General features: G+C 68.0%; 21 protein-coding genes. 11 read left to right on the forward strand and 10 right to left on the reverse strand.

Going from position 1 to position 22,574, the window contains the following annotated elements:
- Positions 1 to 141 precede the first annotated feature (141 nt).
- From asnB to RKE25_RS13775, 7 genes are all read right to left on the reverse strand, one after another.
- A complete protein-coding gene (gene asnB, locus RKE25_RS13745) occupies positions 142 to 1,824 on the reverse strand; it encodes an asparagine synthase B (RefSeq protein ID WP_311838671.1) in 1,683 nt (560 codons plus the stop codon).
- A 108-nt stretch (positions 1,825 to 1,932) separates the two neighbouring features.
- Entirely contained in the window at positions 1,933 to 2,061 is a 129-nt protein-coding gene (locus RKE25_RS13750) for a hypothetical protein (protein WP_311838672.1), read from the reverse strand.
- A gap of 157 nt (positions 2,062 to 2,218) precedes the next feature.
- Entirely contained in the window at positions 2,219 to 2,596 is a 378-nt protein-coding gene (locus RKE25_RS13755) for an STAS/SEC14 domain-containing protein (RefSeq protein ID WP_311838673.1), read from the reverse strand.
- Positions 2,597 to 2,710: 114 nt separating this feature from the next.
- Positions 2,711 to 3,187: a molybdopterin-dependent oxidoreductase gene (locus RKE25_RS13760; RefSeq protein WP_311838674.1), complete on the reverse strand. Its 477-nt coding sequence runs from the start codon at positions 3,185 to 3,187 to the stop codon at positions 2,711 to 2,713.
- Between the two features lie 8 nt (positions 3,188 to 3,195).
- Complete coding sequence (recJ, locus tag RKE25_RS13765; protein WP_311838675.1) at positions 3,196 to 4,917, reverse strand: single-stranded-DNA-specific exonuclease RecJ; 1,722 nt, start codon at positions 4,915 to 4,917, stop codon at positions 3,196 to 3,198.
- Complete coding sequence (locus RKE25_RS13770) at positions 4,914 to 5,828, reverse strand: phosphoglycerate mutase (RefSeq protein ID WP_311838676.1); 915 nt, start codon at positions 5,826 to 5,828, stop codon at positions 4,914 to 4,916. The genes recJ and RKE25_RS13770 overlap by 4 nt, the downstream gene beginning before the upstream one ends.
- Positions 5,829 to 5,832: 4 nt before the next feature.
- Complete coding sequence (locus RKE25_RS13775; RefSeq protein ID WP_311838677.1) at positions 5,833 to 7,728, reverse strand: ATP-binding cassette domain-containing protein; 1,896 nt, start codon at positions 7,726 to 7,728, stop codon at positions 5,833 to 5,835.
- 299 nt (positions 7,729 to 8,027) lie between these two features.
- On the opposite strand from RKE25_RS13775, the gene RKE25_RS13780 reads away from it, so the two are divergent.
- The 6 genes from RKE25_RS13780 (at position 8,028) to RKE25_RS13805 (ending at position 13,373) form a co-directional block, all read left to right on the forward strand.
- Positions 8,028 to 8,366, forward strand: a complete 339-nt coding sequence (locus RKE25_RS13780; protein WP_311838678.1) for a hypothetical protein — start codon at positions 8,028 to 8,030, stop codon at positions 8,364 to 8,366.
- 146 nt (positions 8,367 to 8,512) lie between these two features.
- On the forward strand, positions 8,513 to 9,550 hold the full coding sequence (locus RKE25_RS13785) for an agmatine deiminase family protein (RefSeq protein ID WP_311838679.1): 1,038 nt from the start codon (positions 8,513 to 8,515) through the stop codon (positions 9,548 to 9,550).
- A 110-nt stretch (positions 9,551 to 9,660) separates the two neighbouring features.
- A complete protein-coding gene (locus tag RKE25_RS13790; protein ID WP_311838680.1) occupies positions 9,661 to 10,440 on the forward strand; it encodes a helix-turn-helix transcriptional regulator in 780 nt (259 codons plus the stop codon).
- A gap of 86 nt (positions 10,441 to 10,526) precedes the next feature.
- A complete protein-coding gene (locus RKE25_RS13795; RefSeq protein ID WP_311838681.1) occupies positions 10,527 to 11,054 on the forward strand; it encodes a YbhB/YbcL family Raf kinase inhibitor-like protein in 528 nt (175 codons plus the stop codon).
- 115 nt (positions 11,055 to 11,169) lie between these two features.
- Positions 11,170 to 12,060, forward strand: coding sequence for a carbon-nitrogen hydrolase (locus tag RKE25_RS13800; protein WP_311838682.1), 891 nt, complete (start codon positions 11,170 to 11,172; stop codon positions 12,058 to 12,060).
- Between the two features lie 77 nt (positions 12,061 to 12,137).
- Positions 12,138 to 13,373, forward strand: a complete 1,236-nt coding sequence (locus RKE25_RS13805) for a TraB/GumN family protein (protein WP_311838683.1) — start codon at positions 12,138 to 12,140, stop codon at positions 13,371 to 13,373.
- A gap of 56 nt (positions 13,374 to 13,429) precedes the next feature.
- Here RKE25_RS13805 and RKE25_RS13810 read toward each other — a convergent pair whose 3' ends face one another.
- Positions 13,430 to 14,572: a glycoside hydrolase family 18 protein gene (locus RKE25_RS13810; RefSeq protein WP_311838684.1), complete on the reverse strand. Its 1,143-nt coding sequence runs from the start codon at positions 14,570 to 14,572 to the stop codon at positions 13,430 to 13,432.
- A 132-nt stretch (positions 14,573 to 14,704) separates the two neighbouring features.
- On the opposite strand from RKE25_RS13810, the gene RKE25_RS13815 reads away from it, so the two are divergent.
- Together RKE25_RS13815 and RKE25_RS13820 are read left to right on the forward strand one after the other, a co-directional pair.
- On the forward strand, positions 14,705 to 15,028 hold the full coding sequence (locus RKE25_RS13815) for a cytochrome c (protein ID WP_311842390.1): 324 nt from the start codon (positions 14,705 to 14,707) through the stop codon (positions 15,026 to 15,028).
- 27 nt (positions 15,029 to 15,055) lie between these two features.
- Complete coding sequence (locus RKE25_RS13820; RefSeq protein ID WP_311838685.1) at positions 15,056 to 15,412, forward strand: cytochrome c; 357 nt, start codon at positions 15,056 to 15,058, stop codon at positions 15,410 to 15,412.
- Between the two features lie 58 nt (positions 15,413 to 15,470).
- Here RKE25_RS13820 and RKE25_RS13825 read toward each other — a convergent pair whose 3' ends face one another.
- Entirely contained in the window at positions 15,471 to 16,079 is a 609-nt protein-coding gene (locus RKE25_RS13825; protein WP_311838686.1) for an NfuA family Fe-S biogenesis protein, read from the reverse strand.
- A gap of 151 nt (positions 16,080 to 16,230) precedes the next feature.
- Here RKE25_RS13825 and RKE25_RS13830 point away from each other — a divergent pair, with 151 nt between their 5' ends.
- Both RKE25_RS13830 and RKE25_RS13835 read left to right on the forward strand, forming a co-directional pair.
- Entirely contained in the window at positions 16,231 to 16,572 is a 342-nt protein-coding gene (locus tag RKE25_RS13830; protein ID WP_311838687.1) for a 4a-hydroxytetrahydrobiopterin dehydratase, read from the forward strand.
- Between the two features lie 2 nt (positions 16,573 to 16,574).
- On the forward strand, positions 16,575 to 18,080 hold the full coding sequence (locus RKE25_RS13835) for a CPBP family intramembrane glutamic endopeptidase (RefSeq protein WP_311838688.1): 1,506 nt from the start codon (positions 16,575 to 16,577) through the stop codon (positions 18,078 to 18,080).
- Here RKE25_RS13835 and RKE25_RS13840 read toward each other — a convergent pair.
- Positions 18,058 to 19,050: an RluA family pseudouridine synthase gene (locus RKE25_RS13840; RefSeq protein WP_311838689.1), complete on the reverse strand. Its 993-nt coding sequence runs from the start codon at positions 19,048 to 19,050 to the stop codon at positions 18,058 to 18,060. The genes RKE25_RS13835 and RKE25_RS13840 overlap by 23 nt on opposite strands.
- Before the next feature lie 337 nt (positions 19,051 to 19,387).
- Between RKE25_RS13840 and RKE25_RS13845 the strand changes: the two genes are divergently transcribed.
- A complete protein-coding gene (locus RKE25_RS13845) occupies positions 19,388 to 22,537 on the forward strand; it encodes an Rne/Rng family ribonuclease (RefSeq protein ID WP_311838690.1) in 3,150 nt (1,049 codons plus the stop codon).
- Positions 22,538 to 22,574: the final 37 nt, after the last annotated feature.

Genomic DNA, 22,574 nt, shown 5'->3' on the forward strand with positions numbered 1-22,574 from the left:
GGCGCGAGCAAATTGCGGCAAGCGCGCCGGGCGGCCGCTGCCACGGCGGCCGGCAGCTGCCTCGGCGCACCGCCGGGGCGGTGGTGGGTAGTGGTCCGTCGGGCATCACCCTCGGGCCCGCCCCCACCGACGCCGCACCGGCTAGCCCAGCGCCTGCTGGTGCACGCCGCGGACGGCGCGGCCCGACGGGTCGGCCGCGACGGCGAACGCCGGGTCCCACGCCAGGGCCGCGGGGGACGAACAGGCGATCGACTTGCCGCCCGGCACGGTGGCCGCGCAGGCCTCGCCGGGGAAGTGCTGCTCGAAGATGCGGCGATAGAGATAAGCCTCCTTGGTCGCCGGCGGGTTGTGCGGGAAGCGCGTGGATGCGGCGGCGAATTCGCGATCGCTGATCACCTGCTCGGCATGCGCCTTCAGGCCATCGATCCAGCCGTAGCCGACGCCATCGCTGAACTGCTCTTTCTGCCGCCACAGGATCGAGTCCGGCAGCGCGCCCTGGAAAGCTTCGCGCAGCACGGCCTTTTCGATGCGGCCATGGCCGGCCATCTTGTACTTGGCATCCAGCCCCATCGCGACGTCCAGGAACGCCAGGTCGAGGAACGGCACGCGCGCCTCCACGCCCCAGGCCATCATCGCTTTGTTGGCACGCAGGCAGTCGAAGCTGTGCAGCGCGTCGAGCTTGCGCACGGTCTCCTCGTGGAAGGCTTCGGGCGACGGTGCTTTGTGGAAATACAGATAGCCGCCGAAGATCTCGTCCGAACCTTCGCCCGAAAGCACCATCTTGACGCCCATCGCCTTGATGCGGCGGGCCAGCAGGAACATCGGCGTGGAGGCGCGGATGGTGGTGACGTCGTAGGTTTCAATGTGGCGGATCACTTCGGGCAACGCGTCCAACCCTTCCCAGAAGGTGTACACGAAACCGTGATGCACGGTACCGAGCGCATCCGCCGCGATCTGCGCGGCGGCCAGGTCCGGCGAGCCCTCAAGACCGATCGCGAAAGAGTGCAGGCGCGGCCACCAGGCTTCGCTGCGATCGTCGTCCTCGATGCGCTCGCGGGCGAAGCGCGCGGCGCAGGCCGCCACCAGCGAAGAATCGAGGCCGCCGGACAGCAGCACGCCGTACGGCACGTCGGTCATCAGCTGGCGATGCACGGCCTGCTCGAAGGCATCACGCAATTCGGCCGGCTCCACCTTCTGGCCGTGCGTGACTTCGTAGGAGCGCCAGGTCTTGCGGTAGTAGCGCACGACTTCGCCGGTCGCGCTGTCGTACACGTGTCCCGGCGGAAACGCCGAGACGTCGGCGCAGACGCCGACCAGCGCCTTCATCTCGGAAGCCACGCATAGTCGCCCTTCCGCGTCGTGCCCCCAGTACAGCGGGCACACGCCGATCGGATCGCGCGCGATCAGATAACGCTGCGCAGCGCTGTCCCACAGGGCGAAAGCGAAGATGCCGTTGAGCTGTTTGATGCCGCGCGCGATGAACTCCTCAGCGCCCAGCTCGCGGTACAGCGCGTTGATCACCTCGCAGTCCGAGCCGGTGGTGAAGTCGTAGCGGCTGGCCGCGCGCAGTTCGCGGTGGTTGTAGATCTCGCCGTTCACCGCCAGGGCCAGCTCATCGTCGCGCGAACGCAGCGGCTGCGAGCCGCTGGCCGGGTCCACGATGGCCAGGCGCTCATGCACCAGGATCACGCCGGCGTCCACGAAGACGCCGCTCCAGTCCGGACCGCGGTGGCGCTGGCGCTGCGACAGCTCCAGGGCCTGGCGGCGCAAGGCGGCCAGGTCGTCGCCGGGTTGCAGGTCGAACATGCCGAAGATGGAACACATGGTTGACGCTCCTAGGGGGTGGTGACGCGCTAGAACTCAAGGGCAGGAAAAACAAAAGGGCCCGCGGTTGGCGGGCCCTTTTGCGTGGATTCGAGACTTTTTTCGTGTCTACACGCCGGCCCACCCGTCGATGCGGGGATTGTTATTGGCGTTGTTATTCAGGCCGTTCGCGTGCGCACGCAGACCTGCCGCGTAGGCGGCGAAGGCGGAGCGCTGGCTGGCGAAGGAGGAAGACATGGGGCCGACTAAAGCACAGCCTTGCTGCGCCGCGCAAGAGAAATTTTTCTCCCCCTTCCCTCGGTCCGCCGTCCGCATAGCGTGGGTGAGCACAGCGAACCCCAACGTGGCGCCCCCGCGCGAGGTTCGCTGGGTTTCGCCGGTGGCTCGCCCCAACCTACGTCTCAGTCTTCGGGGCACTGACCCAGGTCCGCGCCTCGTCCAGTTGCGCTGTCTCGTACAGGCGAAATTCCCCTGGGGAGAGGAAGCCCAGCGCCTTGGCCAGATTGCGCATCCAGCCCACGTCGGTGACCAGGGCGGCGCGCTCCCAGCCGCTGAAATGGCGGAAGCCGAGCTTGGCATCGTCCCACATCGCGCCGGGGTCGAAGCCGGTGAAGTCCTGGTCGATATGGAAGATCACGCGCAGCTTGCGGTTGAGCGCGAACGCCGCTTCGATGTCGGGAATTACCACCCGCTCGTAGTCGGCCGCGGTGACTTGGTTGTGGGCGGTGAATCCGATCACGCCCGGCGGCAGGCCGGTCATCTGCACGATCATGGCTCCGGCTCCCTGTGGAAGAGACTGTCGCTATCCAAGCGCGCCGACTGTTGCGCGGGGGGCTAGAACCCGTGAAGGGCCAGGCAACAAATGCCGCCTTCGCGGCGATGCCGGCTAGTCGGTCACCCGAATGACCGCGACCTGCCTTACCCAACGCGCAGGCCGTGCTTCGGCAGGAATCACCAGGCGCCACGGACCATCGCCCGGCGACATTGCCTGGCCGTTCTCGCGGTCCGCCAGCAGGATGTGCGCATTACCCAGCGTGGGGTCCAGGTCGGCCAGGGCGAAGACCGCTTCGTAGCCATCCCGCGCCGACACCCGGACAAGCCGGGTGAGCTGCTTGCCCTTGAGGCTCTCGGCGGTTGCCAGGCCGGCGGCCTTGAGCACCTCGCGCAGGTCGTAGCCTTCATAGGTGGATGTCCGGCCGTGGGCGGTCGCCGATATGGACTGGCGCGGCAGCTTCGCGACAGCCGCCTGGATGTCGACCGAGCGACCGCCGATCTCGATGATCGCGGCGGATGGATTTGCGTCGACCGCCCACGAGGGAACAGCGACGAGCAAAGCGAACACCCACAGAACACGAAGACGCATGATGTCTCCTAGCCGGCCAGTGGTTCGAAGTAGCGCAGCAGCAGGCGCGGACTTTCCCTGCCCTGCCAATCGTTGATCGTGAGTTCGTAGGCCGCGCGCAACCGCGACGGCGGCGGCTGGCCCGTGTAGGCGCCGAACATCACCGCGTCGTGAACGCTGCCGTCCCGCGGATCGGACAGCGTGAGGCGAAGGTGCGTCTCGCCCATCACCTTCCACGCGGCACACACGAATTCGTTGTCGAACACCGGCTCCGGAAAGGCTTGTCCCCACGGACCGCCGTAGCGCAGCTGGCGCGCCAGCTCCAGCGTCGCGGCGCCGGGCGGCAGTTCGCCGTCGGTATACAGCACGGCCTCCAGGCGTTCCTCGTCCAGCCATTCGCGGGCGACCGCATCGAACGCGGCGGCGAAGCGGGCGAAGTCCTGTGCTTTCAGGCTCAGGCCAGCCGCCATGGCGTGGCCGCCGAAACGCTCGATCAGCCCCGGCTGGCGCGCGTCGATCGCGGCCAGCGCGTCGCGGATGTGGAACCCGGCGATGGAACGGCCCGAGCCGCGCAGCTCTCCGGTGTTGTCCTCGCTCGCCGGGGCGAAGGCGATGACCGGGCGATGCATGCGCTCCTTGAGCTTGGACGCGACCAGTCCCACCACCCCGGCGTGCCACGACGGCTCGAACAAGGCCACGCCTACCGCGTCGGTATCCGCCGCACGGGCGACCATGACCTCAGCCTCCGCCACCATCGCCGCCTGCAGCTCGCGGCGCTCCTGGTTGATGGTACTCAGCTGCTCGGCATAGCGGCGCGCGACCGCAAGGTCGTCGGTGAGCAGGCACTCGACGCCCAGGCGCATGTCTTCCAGCCGGCCCGCCGCGTTGAGGCGCGGGCCGACCGAATACCCGAGATCGCTGGCGCACAGCGTGGCCAGGCTGCGCCGGCCGGATTCCACCAGCGCGGCGATGCCCGCGCAGGCGCGGCCGGCGCGGATGCGCTTGAGTCCTGCCTCGACGAGCACGCGGTTGTTGTAGTCCAACGGCACCAGGTCGGCGACAGTGCCCAGCGCCACTAGGTCGAGCAGTGCCGAGAGATCGGGTTCGCCACCGGCGAAGGCGCCCTGCTCCCGCAGCTTCGCGCGCAGCGCCAGCAGCAGGTAGAACATCACGCCGACGCCCGCCAGCGCCTTGCTGGGGAAGGCATCGCCGGCGAGATTGGGATTGACCATCGCATCGGCGGCGGGCAGCTGTTCGCCGGGCAGATGGTGATCGGTGACGATCACGCGGATGCCCAGCGCCTGCGCCGTGGCGACGCCGGCCACGCTGGCCACGCCGTTATCGACGGTGACGATGAGCTGCGGACTCGGCTGCAACGACTCGACCAGCGCGGGGCTGAGGCCATAGCCGTGGATGAAACGATTGGGCACGGCATAGGCGACGTCCCTCGCGCCGAGCAGGCGCAGACCGCGCACCGCGACGGCCGTGCCGGTAGCGCCATCACAGTCGTAGTCGCCGGCGATCAGGATGCGCCAGTCCGCGCGGATCGCCTCGGCCAGCAGCTCCACCGCACGTTCCATGCCGCCCAGCTGGTGCGGCGCAAGCATGCGGGCGAGCCGGTGGTCGGCATCGACCGGCGTGAGCACGCCGCGCGCGGCATAGACCTGCCGCAACACCGGATGCACGCCATCGCTCCAGCCCTGTGGCGTCCCCTTGGGCACGCGGCGGCGCAGGCTCAGGCGGGGCGTCACCGGCCCGCCCCGCGCCAGAAGCGCAAGCGGTGCCAGGGACGAAGCAGCCACCGTTCGCCGCTGGCGAAGGACAACGACAACGTCGTGCCCGACAGGCGTTCGAGCATGGGCCACCAGGAGCCGGCCAGGTCGGCGACAGGCAGATCCTGCAGATCGATCAGCCAGCCGCTTTTCGCCGCGGCGATCGCGTCCGGCGTGCGCGACGCCACCTCGACGCCCGCGCGCGCAGCCAGCGCGCCGAGCAGCACGTCGTCGCTGACGCAGCCGGCGAGCTCGCTGCGCACGGCCACCGGCAGCGAGCCGCCGCCCCATAGCCACAGGCTGTTCACCGGCGGCAGACCGAGTTCGCGCCGCTGCGCATTCAGCGGATGCTGGTGCAGCAGCACCTGTACCTCAGTGAGGATGGCGCGCCAGCGGCGCCCTTCCGTGCCCTCCGGCAGATGCTGGGCCAGGTCTTCGCCCAGCGCCTGCTCGGGCGAAGCGAACGGAGGCAGCCGGGCATCGGGCGGCAGGCGCACATGCCAGCGGTCCGGAGAACTCACTTCCAGCGTCATGCCGGCGTCGCCGAAGACCGGCTTCAAGGGTCGCGCCAGATCGAGCGCGTCGTCCATGCTCAGTTGCATCTGCCCACAGGCCAGCAGTCGCGCGCCGTTGAGGTCGGGCTGGATCCAGGCCGGGTCGGCGCTCAGCCAGGCGGCGTCCGCGGCGTCGCCGGCCAGCAGTTCGCGGGTGAGCGCGGCCGGCGCGAAACCGCCCACGCATTCGAAGTAGCTGGCCAGGCCGGCAAGGTAGCCACGCGGTGCGTCGCCGGCCCGGTCCGCGCGCGCCAGCCAGGCGCGCAGCGGATGCCCTGGCTCGAAGCGCGGCAGGTCGGGCAGCCAGAGTTCGAGCGGTCTCGCCGTGTCCGCCATGCGCTCAGGCCTCCAGTTGTTCGTAGAGTTCCAGCCACTCGCCCTCGAGCATTTCCTTCTCGCGGCGCAGCTCGCTCTGGCGCTGGCCCAGTTTCATCAGTTCGGCCGTGGGGCCGTTGTAGGTGTCCGGGTCGGCCAGTTTGGCTTCCAGCTTGGCCAGTTCGTCGTCGATCGCGGCGACCCGCGTCTCGATCTTCTTCACGCGCTGGCGCGTGGCTTTCTCGTTCTCGCGCTGCGCGGCGGCGGCGCGGCGGCGATCGGCGGCGGATACCGCCGGCGCACCTTCCGGTTCCTCGGCTTTCTTCTGGGCGTTGCCGCGCGCGCGGAGCCAGCGCGCGTAGTCGTCCAGGTCGCCGTCGAAATTCTCGACCCGGCCATCGGCCACGCGCCAGAAGCTGTCGCAGACCATGCCCAGCAGGTGCCGGTCGTGCGAGACCAGCACCAGGGCGCCGTCGAACTCGGCCAGCGCGTCGGCCAGCGCCTCGCGCATGTCCAGGTCCAGGTGATTGGTGGGCTCGTCGAGCAGCAGCAGATTGGGCTTGTCCCAGGCGATCAGCGCCAGCGCCAGTCGCGCGCGCTCGCCACCGGAGAAACCGTCCACCGATTCGAAGGCGCGGTCGCCGGCGAAGTTCCAGTTGCCGAGGAAATCGCGCAGCACCTGCGCGCCCACGCCGGGGGCCTTGTCCTGCAAGTGGTCGAATGGGCTCGCGCCCTCGCGCAGGCTTTCCACCGTGTGCTGGGCGAAGTAGCCGATCTTCAGGTCCTTGTGCGCCTTGCGCTCGCCGCCCAGCGGCGCCAGCTCGCCGACCAGGGTCTTGACCAGGGTCGACTTGCCCGCGCCGTTCGGGCCCAGCAGGCCGACGCGGTCGCCGGCTTCGAGGCGGAAGCGCACGTCGCGCAGGATCACTGCGGGTGCGGCGCCCTGCTCGCCCGGATAGCCGGCGTCCACCTCTTCCAGCTGCAGCATGGAATCCGGCAGGCGGTCGGGGACAGCGAACTGGAAGCGGAACGGTCGTTCTGCGCGCACTGCCTCGGTACCGGCCATCTTCTCCAGCCGCTTCATGCGCGACTGCGCCTGCTTGGCCTTGCTGGCCTTGGCCTTGAAGCGGTCGATGAAGGATTGCAGATGCGCGCGCTCGGCCTGTTCGCGTTCGTGGGCGATCTGCTGCAGGCGCAGCTGCTCGGCGCGCTGGCGCTCGAAGGCGCTGTAGTTGCCGGTGTAGAGCTTGGCCCGGCCTTCGTTCAGATGCAGGGTGTGGGTAATCACGCCGTCGAGGAACTCGCGATCGTGCGAGATCACCAGCAAAGTACCCTGGTAGCGGCGCAGCCATTCTTCCAGCCACAGCACCGCGTCGAGATCGAGGTGGTTGGTGGGCTCGTCCAGCAGCAGCAGCTCGGACGGGGCCATCAGCGCGCGGGCGAGGTTCAGGCGCACGCGCCAGCCGCCGGAGAACTCGCGTACCGCGCGCTCGTGCGTCTCCGGCGGAAAGCCCAGTCCGTGCAGCAGCCGGCCGGCGCGCGCGCGGGCGTCGTAGCCGTGCAGTTCCTCGATGCGGTGGTGTGCCTTGGCCATCGCCTCGGTGTCGCCGCGGGCCTGGGCATCCAGTTCGTCGCGCAGTGCGATGGCCAGTTCCTCGTCGCCCCCCATCACGTAGTCGATGGCCGGATCCGGCAGCGCCGGCGTTTCCTGGGCCACCGAGGCCAGGCGCAGCCTGGCGGGCATGTCCAGCTCGCCCGCGTCGGCCTCCAGCTTGCCCTGCAGGGCGGCGAACAGGCTGGACTTGCCGCAGCCGTTGCGGCCGACCACGCCCAGCCGCCAGCCGCTCTGGATCACCAGGTCGATGTCGGAAAGCAGCAGCCGGGCGCCGCGGCGCAGGGCGAAATGGCGAAAAGAAATCATGGGAACAACGTATCCGGCATAGCGATGGGAGGGGGCGTCCAGCCGCCCGCGGCCGACCATGATAGCGGACGCTTCGCGCCCTCCCGCGGCTGTCCGCCGCGCCGCCCACACCCGGAATGCCCACCGCATCGCAGTCGCGCATCCTGCACGTAGCGCCCCCGGGGCGGTTCTGCTACAACGACGCCGCACTGCGCAGCGGCCACGTACCGCTGCCGCTTGGGGGCATCGAGATAATCGACATATAGATAACGTGCGGAGGCGCAGCCTTGGCTGGTCTCCGTTGCCGTGGAGAGGGGACCATGACCAAGTTCAGCATCAGCCTGCCGATGATCGCGCTGCTCGCCGTCGGCGCCGCCGCGCCGCAGGCCGTCCGGGCGGACAATCTGCTGATCAACCGCGTGAAGCAGGAACAGGGCATGGACCTTCCCGCCCGCGGCATGAGCATGGCGCAGGTGGAGCAGAAATACGGCGCGCCCAAGCGCAAGCTGTCGCCCCGCGGCGGCGACACCGCCAAGCATCCGGTGATCAATCGCTGGGACTACGCTAGCTTCATCGTGTACTTCGAGCACAGCCACGTGATCCATGCCGTGCTCAACACGCCGGCCGGCAACAACAAGAGTCCGGAATCGGTCAACTGAGGCCATTGCCCCGGGCCCTCAGGCACGCCGGGCAAGCGTAAGGCCGGCGCTGCCGGCTCGGGGCCTCTGGCGTCGGCCCGATCCATTCCCTATTCGCGGCCCCCTCGCCCTACAATTCGCGTTTCCCTCTGAAACGCGAGTCCCCCATGAGCCAATCCACCCTGCGCCTGCCGGCGGAATGGGAGCCGCAGTCGGCCGTCCTGATCGCCTGGCCGCATGAGGACACCGACTGGGCCGATCGTCTGGCCGAGGTGGAGACCACTTACGTGGCCCTGGCTGCCGCGGTCACGCGCTTCGAGCCGCTGATCGTCGTGGTGGCCGATGCGGCGCTGCGCGCTCATGTCGAGAAGGAACTGCGCGCAGCGGACGTGGACCTGGGCCGCATCCGCTTCGTCGAGCTGCCGTATGACGACACCTGGCTGCGCGACTCCGGGCCGATCACGCTCAAGGACGCCCAGGGGGCGTTCCAGCTCACCGACTTCCGCTTCACCGGCTGGGGCGGCAAATTCGGCGCCGAGCAGGACGACGCCCTGGTGGCCGGCCTGGTGCAGGCCGGCGTGTTCGGCGGCGCGCGGCACAAGCGCATCGACTGGGCGCTGGAAGGCGGCGGCATCGAGAGCGACGGCGCCGGCACGGTGCTGACGACCTGGCGCTGCCTCGTGCAACGCCATCCGGAGCAATCGCGCGAGGAGATGAGCGCGATCCTGCGCGACGGCCTGCATGCCGAGCGGATCCTGTGGCTGGACTACGGCTATCTGGAAGGCGACGACACCGACGCGCACATCGACACGCTGGCGCGCTTCGCGCCGGGCGAACGCATCGTGTTCCAGGCCTGCGACGATCCTTCCGACCCGCATCACGAGGAGCTCGGTCGGATGGCCGCCGAACTCACCGCGCTGCGCACGCCCGAGGGCAAGCCCTATCAGCTGTATCCGCTGCCCTGGGCGCGGCCGATCATCGACGAGGGGCGTCGCCTGGCCGCGTCGTATGCCAATTACCTGATCGTCAACGGTGCCGTGCTGGTGCCCGCGTACGGCGACGCGGCGGACGACGAGGCGGCGCGCATCATCCGCGAGGCGCATCCGGGGCGCGAAGTGGTGCAGGTACCCTGCCGGCCGCTGATCTGGCAGAACGGCAGCCTGCACTGCATCACGATGCAGCTGCCGGCAGGCATCGCCGGCTGAGACGACGGGGCGCCTGCGGGCGTCCCTGCTTTTTCGCTCGGAAACGACGACCCGCCACGTGCGCCCGCCGGGCATACACTGATCGCCCCTTTCATGTCGTGCATTCGCGCATGAGCAGCCTCGCCCGCCTGGACGTCTACACCCGGCATCGCCAGCGCATTGCCTCCGCTCCATTCGCGGAGCTGAGCGTCGTGCGGATTCTCCGCGGCAGCAAGCGCGTCGATGACGGCCACGACATGGCCGAGGTCATGGCCGGGCAGTATCTCGTGGTGGCCCCGGGGCAACTGTTGAATGTGGAGAACCTTCCCGCGGAAGGTGTCTACGCGGCCAGCTGCCTGTGCATTGCCGCCGATGTTCCGCGGCCGCGCGTCGACGTTCCGCCGCGACGCTGGGCCGGAATGCCGGCGCGCACCGTCCTCGACCAGGCGTTCGATCACGCCGAGCAAGGACTGCGGGAAGGGCTCGCGCCGTCGCTGCTGTCCTATCGCATCGGCGAACTGCTCGAAGCCCTGGCGCTGTGCGGTTTCGTACCGCTGCCCAGTGATGGCGAGCCGACCACCGAGCGCGTCCGCATGCTGCTGGCGATGGCTCCCGCCGAAGACTGGCGTGCCGAGACCGTGGCTTCCCGCCTGGCGATGAGCCCGGCCACCCTGCGCCGGCGATTGGCGGCCGAGGGCTCCGGCTTTCGCGACCTCCTGGAAGAGGTTCGCCTGGGGCATGCGCTCGCGCTCGTGCAGGGAAGCGCGCAGCCGCTCAAATGGGTGGCGCACGCCTGCGGCTATCAATCCGCCTCGCGCTTTGCCGAACGCTTTCGCGAGCGGTTTGGCTGTCTTCCATCGGAACTGCGCGGGGACGATGCCGGCACCATCCGGAACGGCGTCGCCGCCTGAGCGTTTCAGGCGACCGCTTGCGCGTTCGCGGGCACGCGCCGTGCGGGCGGGAGCGCATGATGCGCGCCACCTGACGGAGGAACCCCATGCGCAAGTTACTGAGCGTTTTTCTTTTCGCCGCCGCACTGTCGGCCCATGCCGAGGACTTCAGACTCAAGGTCGATGCCGATGCACCGAACGGCGGCATCGCGCCACGCTTCACCTATCACGGCTTCGGTTGCACCGGACAGAACCTGGCGCCGGCCGTGCATTGGGAAGGCATGCCCGCGGGCACGAAGAGCCTGGCGCTCACCGTCTACGACCCGGATGCCCCTACCGGCAGCGGATGGTGGCACTGGGTGGTGATCGATCTGCCGACCGCCACCGCGGGCCTGCCGCAAGGCGGCGCCCTGCCTGCGGGAGCGCATGCGCTACGCAACGATTACGGCGATGCGGCCTGGGGCGGCCCTTGCCCGCCGCAGGGCGACAAGCCGCATCGCTACGTGTTCACCGTGCATGCGCTGGACGTCCCCAGCCTGGGCTTGCCGGCCGATGCCTCGGCGGCCAAGGCGGGCTTCCTGATCGGGCAGCACACCATCGGCAAGGCGCAGGCGACGCTGCGCTACGGGCGCTAGCAGCCTACGGGCGTCGCTGCCCTTACCTGCGGTCGCGCCGGCGTGCTTGACGGAACGCCGGAGCGACTCCGGTACACTTGCGTCCTTTTCGCCCCCAGCGAGCAGGACATCCCCCATGACCCGCAAGACCCTCAAGGTCGCGCTGCTGCAGGAAACCCACCGCGGCAGCCGCGACGCCAATCTCGACGCCATCGAGGCCGGCCTGCGCGAAGCCGCCGCGGCCGGCGCCGAACTGGTGCTGCTGCAGGAACTGCATAACGGCCCGTACTTCTGCCAGCACGAGTCGGTGAGCGAGTTCGACCTCGCGGAAACCATTCCCGGCCACAGCACCGAACGCATCGGCAAGCTGGCCGAGGAGCTGAAACTGGTCGTGGTCGCCTCGCTGTTCGAGAAGCGCGCCACCGGGCTGTATCACAACACGGCGGTGGTGTTCGACCGCTCGGCGAAGATCGCCGGCAAGTACCGCAAGATGCACATCCCCGACGACCCGGCGTTCTACGAGAAGTTCTACTTCACGCCGGGCGACCTGGGCTTCGATCCGATCGACACGGCGGTCGGCCGCCTCGGCGTGCTGGTGTGCTGGGACCAGTGGTATCCGGAGGCCGCGCGCCTGATGGCGCTGGCCGGCGCGGAGCTGCTGCTCTATCCCACCGCGATCGGCTGGGATCCGAACGACGAGCAGGCCGAGAAGGATCGCCAGCGCGAAGCCTGGGTCACCGTGCAACGCGGCCATGCGGTCGCCAATGGCGTGCCGCTGCTGGCCTGCAACCGCACGGGATATGAGCCGGACCCCGCCGGCGTCGGCGCCGGCATCCAATTCTGGGGCACCAGTTTCGTGGCCGGACCGCAGGGCGAGTTCCTAGCCCGTGCCGGCACCGATCAGCGCGAGCTGCTCGTGGTCGAGATCGACATGGCGCGCAGCGAGCACGTGCGTCGGATCTGGCCATTCCTGCGCGATCGCCGCATCGACGCGTATGGCGACCTGCTCAAGCGCTTCCGCGACTGAGCAGCCGGTTTCCGGCCGCTTGCGCCGCGCGGAAACCGACCCCATGCAGTGACTCTCCCGACATCGACGAACGACGCATGAGCCTGGACGCCTCCGCCGAACCACTCCCCACCGCCCTCGAAGGCCAGCCCATCGAACGGGTCGTACGCGATGGCGTGGAGTATGTGGTGCTTGGCACCGCGCACGTTTCCCGCGCCAGCGTCGATGCCGTGCGCGAACTGCTGGTGCGCGAGTCGTTCGATGCCGTGGCGGTAGAACTCTGCCCAAGTCGCGCGCAGGGCATGCGCGATCCGGACGCGCTCAAGAAGATGGACCTGTTCCAGGTGATCCGCCAGGGCAAGGCCGGCATGGTCGCCGCGAGCCTGGTGCTGTCGACCTTCCAGAAGCGCCTGGCCGATCAATTCGGTATCGAACCGGGCGCGGAAATGAAGGCGGCCATGGATGGCGCCGAACAGCGCGGAGTGCCGGTGTGGCTGGTGGACCGCGAAGTGGGCACCACGCTCAAGCGCGCCTGGCGCAGCGTCGGATTCTGGCAGCGCTTCGGCCTGATGGGCGGCCTGTTCGCCAGCGTGTTCGAGCGCGAGGCGATCGAAGAAAAGGAAATCGAGAAACTCAAGCAAGGCGACATGCTGGAAAGCGCCTTCAGCGAATTCGCCAGCCAGTCCGAACCGCTGTATCGCAGCCTGATCGCCGAGCGCGATGCCTATATGGCGGCGCGCCTGCGCGAGGAAGCCGGCCGCGCGGGATATAGCGGTGAGCCTCGCCGTGTGCTGGTGGTGATCGGTGCAGGCCACCTCAAGGGACTAAGCGAACAGTTGCGCACGCAGGAAGGCGATCCGGGCGCGGAGGCCACGGAACTGGCGAAGCTGCCTGCGCCGTCCAAGTGGCCGAAGTGGATCGCCATCGGCTTGGTGTTGCTGGTCTTCGCAGCCATCGCGGTGGCGTTCCACCGCAACGCTGCGCTCGGCGCGCAAGCCTTGCGCGACTGGGTGATGTACACCGCCGGCTTCTCGGCACTGGGTGCTGTCGTCGCGGGTGGGCATCCCTTGAGCGTGTTTGCGGCGGCCGTGGCCGGGCCGATCAAGCCGTTCCGCCCCGGCGTTCCGTCCGGCGCGATCAGTGCGATGACCGAAGCCTGGGTACGCAAGCCGCGCGTGGCGGACTTCGAAACCCTGCGCGACGACATCGGCCACTGGACCGGCTGGTGGAAGAACCGCGTGGCGCGCACGCTGCTGAATTTCCTGCTGGTGTGCGTTGGCACCATCGCCGGCGAGTACACCGCCGGCATCCATATCTTCAAGAGCTTGTTCTGACGCCTCCGCGGCGCACGCCGCACCAGGGTACGCTGCGGCCCGTTCGAGTATTCCGTTTACGGGTGATGCAAGCCCGCATCGAGGACGTCCAGCAGTTCGTCGTCCTTGTCTAGGCTCTGTTCCCAGTACATCGCGCCGCCTAGGCGATGCTGCCGGATGAAGGCAGTCTTGATGCGCAGCGATGCCGGATCCTCGTAGCTGACGAAGGTGCGCGTCTTCGCGTTCCACAAGAACGGGACCTGCGCCTGTTCGTCCCAATGCCGGGCATAGCCATTCTTGCCGATATAGTCGGCCACCAGTTCGCGCCACGATGGCGCGCCGAAGAATTTGCCGTAGGGCTGCTGCAGTCCATCGTGGTCCGGCGCGACGTCGGTGAACGCCCTTCCGTAAAACGGCACGCCCAGCACGAGCTTGGCGGCAGGCACGCCGGCGTCGAGGTACTGGCGCACAGCCTTGGACGCAGCGCGATCGCCGGGCGGATCGGCCTTCGACGGATACAGGCCCGCATGGTGGCCGGTCCTTGGGGTCAGGCTGTTGTGGAAGTCGTACGCCATCAGGTTGAACCAATCCAGCGAACGCGCCACGCGCGCCAGCTCGATGCCGGCGACGAATTCGTTGTCGGCCGAGGCGATGGTCAGGAAGTAATGCCGGCCGCCATGCTGCTTGCCTAGCTGGTCCAGACGGTGGCGCACGGTTTCCATCAGCAGGCTGAAGTTGCGCTTGTCTTCGGGACGATGGCTGATGCCGCCGCCGGGCAGCGTCGGGTATTCCCAGTCGACGTCCAGGCCGTCGAGCTCGTGCTGCTCGATCAGCCGGGCAGCATCGTCGGCGAACTGGCGGCGCGACGCCTCGCTGAGCGCCGCTTCCGAGAAGTGTCCGGCGCCCCAGCCGCCCACCGAGAGCAGCACCTTCAATCCGGCGTTGTCGCGGCGCAGGGCGACGAGCCTGGCCAACGAGGCCTCGGCATGCGGACTGCGCAGCACGATGCGGGCCTGGTCGTCCAGCGTGCCAAAGGCGTAATTGATGACGTCGAGCTTGGACGCGGAAATGGGCGGCAGCGGATCGGCGTCGGCCACGTAACCGACGATGCGGTAACTACCGGACGTCTCCCTGGCACCCAGCGCGCCGGCGAACGATGCAAGCAGCACCGCCCAGAAGCGCCCGGCCGCCAGGCGACCCATCGACCACTTTCCACGCATACCCCTCTCTCCTCTCCGTCCCTGCCGGCGGGGCCCGCGGACTACCGTCGGCGTTATTGTCCCTGCTCGGACCGTCCCACTATACTTCCGAGACTTTAACGCCATGTACCCGCCGGAATCGTGGGAATGATGATGACTCGACTGCACATGCTCGGCCTGACCGTCGCTGCCGCACTACTCGTCACTGGCAGCGTTCATGCCGAAGGCGACAAGGCCGCCGGCCGCAAACTGGTCTATACCTGCAACGGCTGCCACGGCGTCACTGGGTACGAGAACGCCTATCCGCGTTATCCGGTACCGAAGATCGTCGGCCAGAACGCTCAGTACATCGTTAACGCCCTGCACGGCTACAAGAACGGCGACCGCCACCATCCGACCATGGTGGCCCAGGCGCAGAGTCTGTCCGACAAGGACATCGACGATATCGCCGCCTACCTGTCCAGCCTCGCCAAGTAAGTAGCCCCCGGGAACCAAGGATTCCGCATGAATCGTGCGCTCACCCTGATTTCGTTCGGCGCCGCCCTGGCGTTCGCTTCCGTCCAGGCGCAGGCCGCCGGCAACATCGAAGCCGGCAAGCAGAAGGCCGCCGCCTGCTTCGCCTGCCATGGCACCGACGGCAACGCCATCGACCCGCAGTACCCCCGCCTCGCCGGCCAGTACAACATGTACATCCAGCAGGCGCTGCACGAGTACAAGAGCGGCCAGCGCAACAACGCGATCATGAAGGGCTTCGTCGCCACTCTGTCCGACCAGGACATCGAGGACGTCGCCGCCTACTTCTCGTCGCTGCCGACCAAGCTGGACAATCTCGACGGCCACATCCAGGGCGACAAGAAGTAATTGCGTCGCCACGAAAAAAAGGCCCGCGCGAGCGGGCCTTTTTTCTTGCTGCCAGCGCTCAGCCCATGGCTGAGCGCCCTTCCCGCTTGTCGTAGTAAGGATTGGCGCCGCCCGCATGGTCGGTCGCGTCGCGCACCTCAGTGACTTCGGGAATGCGCTCGCGCAGCGTCTTCTCCACGCCATGCTTCAGCGTAACGTCGACCATGCCGCAGCCATGGCAACCACCGCCGAACTGCAACACCACGACCCCCTCCGCGCTGACTTCCAGCAGGCTGATGCGTCCGCCGTGCGCGGCGACGCGCGGATTGATCTCCGCGTCGAGCACGTAGCGCACCCGCTCCACGAGGCTGGCTTCCATCCCCGGCATGTCGCCCTTGATGCGCGGCGCGCGGATGTTGAGCTGGCCGCCGGTGGCATTGGGTTCGTAGTCGATGCTCGCGCCATCCAACCAGGGTGCACTGGCACCTTCGACGTGGAAGAGGAAGCCTTCGCACTCGATGGTCCATTCGTCGCCGGAGAGTTCGTCCGGCTCGCAGAACTCCAGCTCGCAGTTGGCTGCCGGGGTGCCTGGCGCGGTGACCCGCACGCGGATGCTCAAACCCTCGATGCCCTGCTGGGAAAGTAGGCGCAGGAAGTGCTGCTGCGCGCGTTCGGAAATATCGATCATGCCTGCTCCGGAAAGACGGCCGGCCTTGCAACACGTCGCTGGCCGGAAAACAGCACCATTTTAGTCCTCTTTCCGCTGGACTGCATGGTTTTGACTTTTTCGCGCGCAGCTTCGACGCTTCGCGCTTTCGATAACGCCCGGAGCCTCGACCATGAGCCAAGCCGAACTCGCCAGCCAGCACTGCACTCCCCGTCGAGGCAAGGAGCACGCACTGGACCGCGCCCAGGTCGACGCGATGCTTGCCGACCTGCCTGGCTGGCAGCTGGCGGACGGGGGCAAGGCCATCGTGAAGGACTTCAAGTTCAGCGATTTCCACCACACCCTGGGCTTTATCAACGCCGTCGGCTTCATGGCCAACCAGGAAGACCATCATCCGGACCTGGAAGCGGGCTACGGCCATTGCCAAGTGCTGTGGTCGACGCATGACGTCGGCGGCCTCTCGCTGAACGATTTCATCTGCGCGGCACGCGTCGAGGCCTTGCTGGCGCGCTGAGCTTGGATGCCCGCCTGCCAGCATGGGCCCGCGCTGCCGGATTCGTGCTGGCAGCCGTGTTGCTGTCGTTTGGACTGCGTGCGCTCGCGGGATTCGTGGTGGAAACCCGATTGCGCCACGACGCCGAGCGCGAGCTGGACGCCCTGCAGAAAGGCGAGCCGCTGTGGCGCTGGACGCTACGGCAACCACGCGACCTCGTCGCGGGACGACCGTTCGGCAACGCCACGGCTGACGGCACCGCATCCGGACTGCGCCTGACCAGCCGCGACGGTCAGCCCTTCGAAGTGGGGCTGCCCGTCATGCAGCCGCTTGACCTGGCACATTGGCCGCTGCTGCGCCTGGACATGCCGGTGATCGAGAGAGCGGGAGCACTCTCGCTCATCGTGCAGAGCCGACCCGGCGAGGCGGTGTGTTCGTCGGCTGGTCTCGCGATACCGGCGCACGGCGACGGCTTCACGGTCGATCTGCGCGGCTTGGCCTGGAAGCGCGAAAACGGCGAAGCCTGCCCGCCACCGGGCGTCGTCACCTACATGCTGCGGTTGCGACTGCAGCTTCCGGCTGGCGGGACGGTCGAACTTCGCGAGGCGGCGCTGCTCGCCGCCGGGACCATTGCTCCGCCTAGCCAGACCGCTGGAACATTACCGACCGACAATGCCTCAGCCTTCCTGGCGTCGCTGGGACGTTCCTCGCCGTCGATGCCGGCCGCCCCGCTCCTGTTGCTGCCACACGACGCCCCGGTAGAAACCTGGCTCGCCCAGCGCGACCGCATCCGGGATCGTTGGCCGGCTGCGGCCGTCATTCCGGAGGGGGCCGCGCTTGTGCCTGGTACGCGCACAGCCGCGCCGGAGTGGGTGGCCTGGGCGCTCACCGCCGTCTACGGGCTGTTGCTGCTGCATGCCGGCCTGCGTCGGACGCATCCGGCCTGGCAGCTGGCTCTACTGGTCGGGGGTTCGCTGTGGTTGATCGCCGGCATGCAATGGGGCATCCGCGCGTCTCCCCCGGCCGTAGCCGCTTTCGTGGCGGCCCTGGCGTGGGCCGCCTGGCAGGAAAGACGCGATCGTTCCTCGGATTGGCGCTGGCTGGGGGAAACACCTGGGGAGTGGCTGCTGCCCCTGATCCTGATTCCCGTGGCCTGGGGACTGGCGGCCGGATGGGGCAATGGATTCGCTGCCCCGAACGGCAGGCATGCGCTTCTTTATATCGCCTGGGCGGGATTGCAGCAGTGGCTGATGCTCGCGGTCGTGCTGCGCCGCTTGGAACGGTGGCCGGGCGGCCGCGCCCTGCCGATGCTGGCCACCGCCACCTTCTTTGCTCTCCTGCACACCCCCAACGGGGTGCTCATGCAGCTGTGCTTCGTGGCCGAACTCTGGTGGGCCTGGTGTTTCCTGCGTTCCCGGCGCTTGCTGCCGATCGTGCTCGCCCACGCCGGAAGCGCCTTGCTGGTCGAAGCGGGCCTGGTCGGCGGAGCGCTGCGCTCGCTGGAAGTCAGCGCGCGCTTCTTGCTCTAGACGAGGTCGGATTTCCTTTAACGGCAAGCACATCCAGAAAATTCTTCAGGTCATCTGGCAGGGGAGCGGAGAAGCCGTAGGCCCGCCCGTCCAGCTCGAAGCTCATGTGCGAGGCGTGCAGGAACAGGCGATGCAACCCCATTTCCCGGAAGCGCTTATTGGCTTCCTTATCGCCGTATTTGGCGTCGCCGGCCAGGGGATGGCCGACGTGCGCGGCATGCACGCGGATCTGGTGGGTGCGCCCGGTGCCCAGGGTCGCCTGCATCAGGCGGGCTCCCGGGTACTGCTCCATCTCGCGGAAAAAGGTGAGCGATGGCTTGCCGTTATCGGACACTCTTACCATTCTTTCTCCGCCCTGGAGCACCGACTTCTGCAAGGGTGCGTTGACGTCGAACTTGGCCTTGGGTGGATGACCGGCCATGAGGCAGAGGTACTGCTTGGTCACTTCCCCCGAACGGATCAACGCCTGCAGGCCGGTCAGGCCGGCCCGGCTCTTGGCGAACACGAGCACTCCGCTGGTGTCCCGGTCGAGACGATGAACCAGTTCGAGATGGTCTTTCGGGCGCGCGGCCCGGAGCAGTTCGATCGCCCCATGGCTCACACCGCTTCCACCGTGGCTGGCGATGCCGGCCGGCTTATCGATCACCAGGAAATGCTTGTCTTCGAAAATGACCGCGTCCGCGACCGCATGGACCAGTTCGGCCGATGGCGGCTGCTCGCCGGTTTTTTCGGCCGCCATCCGAACCGGGGGAATGCGCAGGATATCGCCTGCCGTGAGACGAGTCTCAGGCTTCGCGCGCTTGCCATTCACCCGCACCTGGCCGGTGCGCAGCAAGCGGTAAATCATGCTTTTCGGCACCCCCTTGAGCAGGGTGACCAGTGCGTTGTCGATCCGCTGGCCGTCCCTCTCCGGGCCGATCTCGACTTGACGCACTCCGTGAGGTGCGTCGTGGGAAGTTGCCGTCTGCATTGAAAAAAACCTGACTAGATAGGATACTCGACCGGCGCTACGCCCTAGCCCGCCGAAGTTCGGTCCGGGCCCGGGGCGCCCGTCCGTGACGCCGGCGAGGATAGCGCCGGCCGCTCTCCCGGCAGCCGGTCGCTGCTCCCTTTCATCGTAACGGTTCGGGTTGCCGTTTGTCCGATGCTTCTTAGGAATCGGCACGGCAGGCGTGATGCCACGAATACCCCGGAGCCGGTAACGGCGCCGTCTTTTCGCCGCTTCACCGCTGCGGCGCGATCCCCGGCAGGCCGCCCCTCGGGCGCCACCGCGGCACGCGACGCGCGGCAAGCCAAGGAACAACACAATGAAACGTATGTTGATCAACGCAACTCAGCGTGAAGAGTTGCGTGTGGCCATTGTCGATGGCCAGACCCTGTACGACCTCGACATCGAAATCCCGTCCCGGGAACAGAAAAAGGCCAACATCTACAAAGGCCGCATCACTCGCGTCGAACCCTCTCTGGAAGCCTGCTTCGTCGATTACGGCGCGGAGCGTCATGGCTTTCTTCCGCTCAAGGAAATTGCCCGGGAATATTTCACCCCGGGTCTGGACCCCAACAAGTCCAACATCCGCGACCTGCTGAAGGAAGGCCAGGAAGTGGTCGTGCAGGTGGAGAAGGAGGAGCGCGGCAACAAGGGCGCCGCCCTCACCACCTACATCAGCCTCGCCGGCCGGTACATGGTGCTGATGCCGAACAACCCGAAGGCCGGCGGCGTCTCGCGCCGGATCGAGGGCGAGGACCGCCAGGCGCTGAAGGAAGCCCTGGAACACCTCACCGTGCCCGACGACGTCGGCCTGATCGTGCGCACCGCCGGCATGGGCCGCGACGCCGAAGAGCTGCAGTGGGACCTGGACTACCTGCTCCAGCTCTGGAAGGCCATTTCGGCCGCCGCCAGCGCGCAGAAGGCGCCGTTCCTGATCTACCAGGAATCGAAGCTGTTCATCCGCGCCCTGCGTGACTACCTGCGCAACGACATCGGCGAGATCCTCATCGACGAGGAAGCGCTGTACAACGACGCGCGCGAGTTCATGCAGCAGGTCATGCCCAATGCGCTGCGCAAGCTCAAGCTGTATCGCGACGACACCCCGCTGTTCTCCCGCTACCAGATCGAGACCCAGATCGAGAGCGCGTTCGACCGCCAGGTGCGCCTGCCGTCCGGCGGCTCGATCGTGATCGACCAGACCGAAGCGCTGACCGCGATCGACATCAACTCCTCGAAGGCGACCAAGGGCAGCGACATCGAGGAAACCGCATTCAACACCAACTGCGAGGCGGCGGTGGAAATCGCCCGCCAGCTGCGCATCCGCGATGCCGGCGGCCTGATCGTGATCGACTTCATCGACATGGACAGCCCCAAGCATCAGCGCGAAGTGGAGGAGCGCCTCAAGGACGCCCTCAAGCTGGACCGCGCCCGCGTCCAGGTCGGCCGCATCTCGCGCTTCGGCCTGCTGGAGATGTCCCGCCAGCGCCTGCGCCCCAGCCTGGGCGAGGCCACGCAGGTGGTCTGCCCGCGCTGCGAAGGCCATGGCCACATCCGCAGCGTGGAATCGCTCGCGCTGTCCACCCTGCGCCTGATCGAAGAACATGCCATGAAGGACAACACCGGCCAGGTGCTGGTGCAGGCCCCGCCGACGGTGGCCAACTTCATGCTCAACGAAAAGCGCGCCGGCGTGGTCGAGATCGAGCTGCGCAACAAAGTCCACGTGGTAATCGTGGCGGACGACAAGCTCGAGACGCCGCATATCGAGATCCAGCGCATCCGCGAGTCGGAGATGGGCGAGCACAGCAAGCCCAGCTACGAGCGCCTCACCGCCGTCGAAGCGTCGCCGGTCCCGAAGATGGGCCAGGCCCTGGGCAGCGGCGAACAACCTGCCGTCAGCGGCATCGTGCCTGCCTCGCCCGCCCCGGTCCGCGAAGACATCGCGCCGGCGCCCGCGCCGCAACAGCCGCAGCCGTCGGCTCGTCAGGCCGCCGCACCGGCGCCGCATGGCGGCCTGATCTCGCGTTTCCTGGGCTGGTTCCGCGGCGCCCCGACCCCCGCCCCCGCTACTGAAGCCAAGCGCGAAAGCGCCCAGCCCGCGCGCCAGCCCCGTCGCGATGAACGCGGTCGCGGCCAGGCGCAGCAAGGTCGCCAGCAGCAGCCCCAGCAGCGTCGTGAGCAGCCGCAGGCCAAGCAGGGCCAGGCTCAGGCGCAGCAGCAAGGCAAGGGCAATCGCCAGCGCGGCAACGAACAGCAGCCGCGGCAGCAACAGGCCCAGGCCCCTGCCAAGCAGGAGCAGCAGCGTCAGCAGCCCAAGGCCGCCGACAACCCGCAGAACGAACGCAAGCCCACGCAGCCCCGCCAGGAGCAAGGCAAGCCCGCACAGCAGCAGGCCTCGCAGGAACCGCGCCAGGCCCGCGCACCGCAGCAGGCCCCGCAACAGCAGCAGGCTCCGGCCCAGCCGCAGCCGTCGCATCCCGCACAGCCGACCCAGCGCCCCGCCGCCGCGCCCGCGGACCAGGCTGCCGAGGAAGCGGCGCTGGCGAACAAGCCGGTGACCGATGCCGTTGCACCGGACGGTATCGATGCGGCGCAGGCGGAGACCGAAGCCGGACAGCCGCGCCGCCGTCGTGGCCGTCGTGGCGGGCGCCGCCGCCGGCGCCATGACGACGCGACCCAGGCCGGCGCACCTGAAGCGCGCCTGGAAGGCGATCTCGATCTGGATGATGAAGACCGCGACGAAGACGTCGCTCCGTCCGCTTCGCCCTCGACCGAAGGCCGCCAGGCTGCTGCCGTATCCCCTGCGATCACCATCGCCGCTGCCGCCGCCGCCGTGACTGCCGAGGCAGCAGAGACGATCACTGCGGAATCGACTGGATTTGCGCGCACTCCCGAGCTGGAGCTTCCGGTGGTGGAGACGCCGGCACCCGCGCCGGTGTCGTTCAACCTCCCCGCGTTGCCGCCGATTCCGGTCAGGTCGGAAGCGCAGGAACCCGTCGCGTCCGAGGCCGAGTCGACGGCTTCGGAGCCGACCGCTTCCGAGTCGGTCGTCGAACCCGGCGAACCCGTCGTCGCGCACGTACCGCCGATCGAAGCCGTGCCTGAAGCGGCCGCCGTGTCGGCAGCGCCGGCGCCGGTCGTCGAGAGCACCATCATCGAAGCCACGCACGTCGAGGTCACCACGCCTGAGTCGGCGCCGTTGTTTGCGCAAGAGGAACCCGCGGTCATCGCGGAGCCTGCGGCGGAGCTTCCGCAGGAGGCCCATGCGGAGACGGCCGCCCCCCGGTTCGAAGAGCCGCAGGTGACGCAGAATCACGAACCCGCCGCCACGCCGGCCCCACAGTCTCCCGCCCAGGGCGATCTGCTGGGTCATGTGGACAGCCATGCTTCGCCGTCGCAGGAAGCGACCGACGCCGAAGGCGCCGCGAACGACCTCGAAGAGAAGAAGGACGGTCACGCCTCTCACGGATAAGAGGCGGATCATCGCGAAACAAACAAAAAAGCCGGGC

This window comes from Dyella sp. BiH032, from assembly GCF_031954525.1.
Classification (GTDB): domain Bacteria; phylum Pseudomonadota; class Gammaproteobacteria; order Xanthomonadales; family Rhodanobacteraceae; genus Dyella_D.

Bases quoted from the DNA above. Each gene is read 5' to 3' on its own strand.
- RKE25_RS13825 (WP_311838686.1), bottom strand. From the start codon at position 16,079: ATGATCGATATTTCCGAACGCGCGCAGCAGCACTTCCTGCGCCTACTT.
- asnB (WP_311838671.1), bottom strand. From the start codon at position 1,824: ATGTGTTCCATCTTCGGCATGTTCGACCTGCAACCCGGCGACGACCTG.
- RKE25_RS13785 (WP_311838679.1), top strand. From the start codon at position 8,513: ATGAGCCAATCCACCCTGCGCCTGCCGGCGGAATGGGAGCCGCAGTCG.
- RKE25_RS13780 (WP_311838678.1), top strand. From the start codon at position 8,028: ATGACCAAGTTCAGCATCAGCCTGCCGATGATCGCGCTGCTCGCCGTC.
- RKE25_RS13840 (WP_311838689.1), bottom strand. From the start codon at position 19,050: ATGCAGACGGCAACTTCCCACGACGCACCTCACGGAGTGCGTCAAGTC.
- RKE25_RS13815 (WP_311842390.1), top strand. From the start codon at position 14,705: ATGACTCGACTGCACATGCTCGGCCTGACCGTCGCTGCCGCACTACTC.
- RKE25_RS13770 (WP_311838676.1), bottom strand. From the start codon at position 5,828: ATGGCGGACACGGCGAGACCGCTCGAACTCTGGCTGCCCGACCTGCCG.
- RKE25_RS13760 (WP_311838674.1), bottom strand. From the start codon at position 3,187: ATGCGTCTTCGTGTTCTGTGGGTGTTCGCTTTGCTCGTCGCTGTTCCC.
- RKE25_RS13750 (WP_311838672.1), bottom strand. From the start codon at position 2,061: ATGTCTTCCTCCTTCGCCAGCCAGCGCTCCGCCTTCGCCGCCTACGCG.
- RKE25_RS13775 (WP_311838677.1), bottom strand. From the start codon at position 7,728: ATGATTTCTTTTCGCCATTTCGCCCTGCGCCGCGGCGCCCGGCTGCTG.
- RKE25_RS13810 (WP_311838684.1), bottom strand. From the start codon at position 14,572: ATGCGTGGAAAGTGGTCGATGGGTCGCCTGGCGGCCGGGCGCTTCTGG.
- RKE25_RS13795 (WP_311838681.1), top strand. From the start codon at position 10,527: ATGCGCAAGTTACTGAGCGTTTTTCTTTTCGCCGCCGCACTGTCGGCC.
- RKE25_RS13805 (WP_311838683.1), top strand. From the start codon at position 12,138: ATGAGCCTGGACGCCTCCGCCGAACCACTCCCCACCGCCCTCGAAGGC.
- RKE25_RS13755 (WP_311838673.1), bottom strand. From the start codon at position 2,596: ATGATCGTGCAGATGACCGGCCTGCCGCCGGGCGTGATCGGATTCACC.
- RKE25_RS13820 (WP_311838685.1), top strand. From the start codon at position 15,056: ATGAATCGTGCGCTCACCCTGATTTCGTTCGGCGCCGCCCTGGCGTTC.
- RKE25_RS13845 (WP_311838690.1), top strand. From the start codon at position 19,388: ATGAAACGTATGTTGATCAACGCAACTCAGCGTGAAGAGTTGCGTGTG.
- RKE25_RS13790 (WP_311838680.1), top strand. From the start codon at position 9,661: ATGAGCAGCCTCGCCCGCCTGGACGTCTACACCCGGCATCGCCAGCGC.
- RKE25_RS13830 (WP_311838687.1), top strand. From the start codon at position 16,231: ATGAGCCAAGCCGAACTCGCCAGCCAGCACTGCACTCCCCGTCGAGGC.
- RKE25_RS13800 (WP_311838682.1), top strand. From the start codon at position 11,170: ATGACCCGCAAGACCCTCAAGGTCGCGCTGCTGCAGGAAACCCACCGC.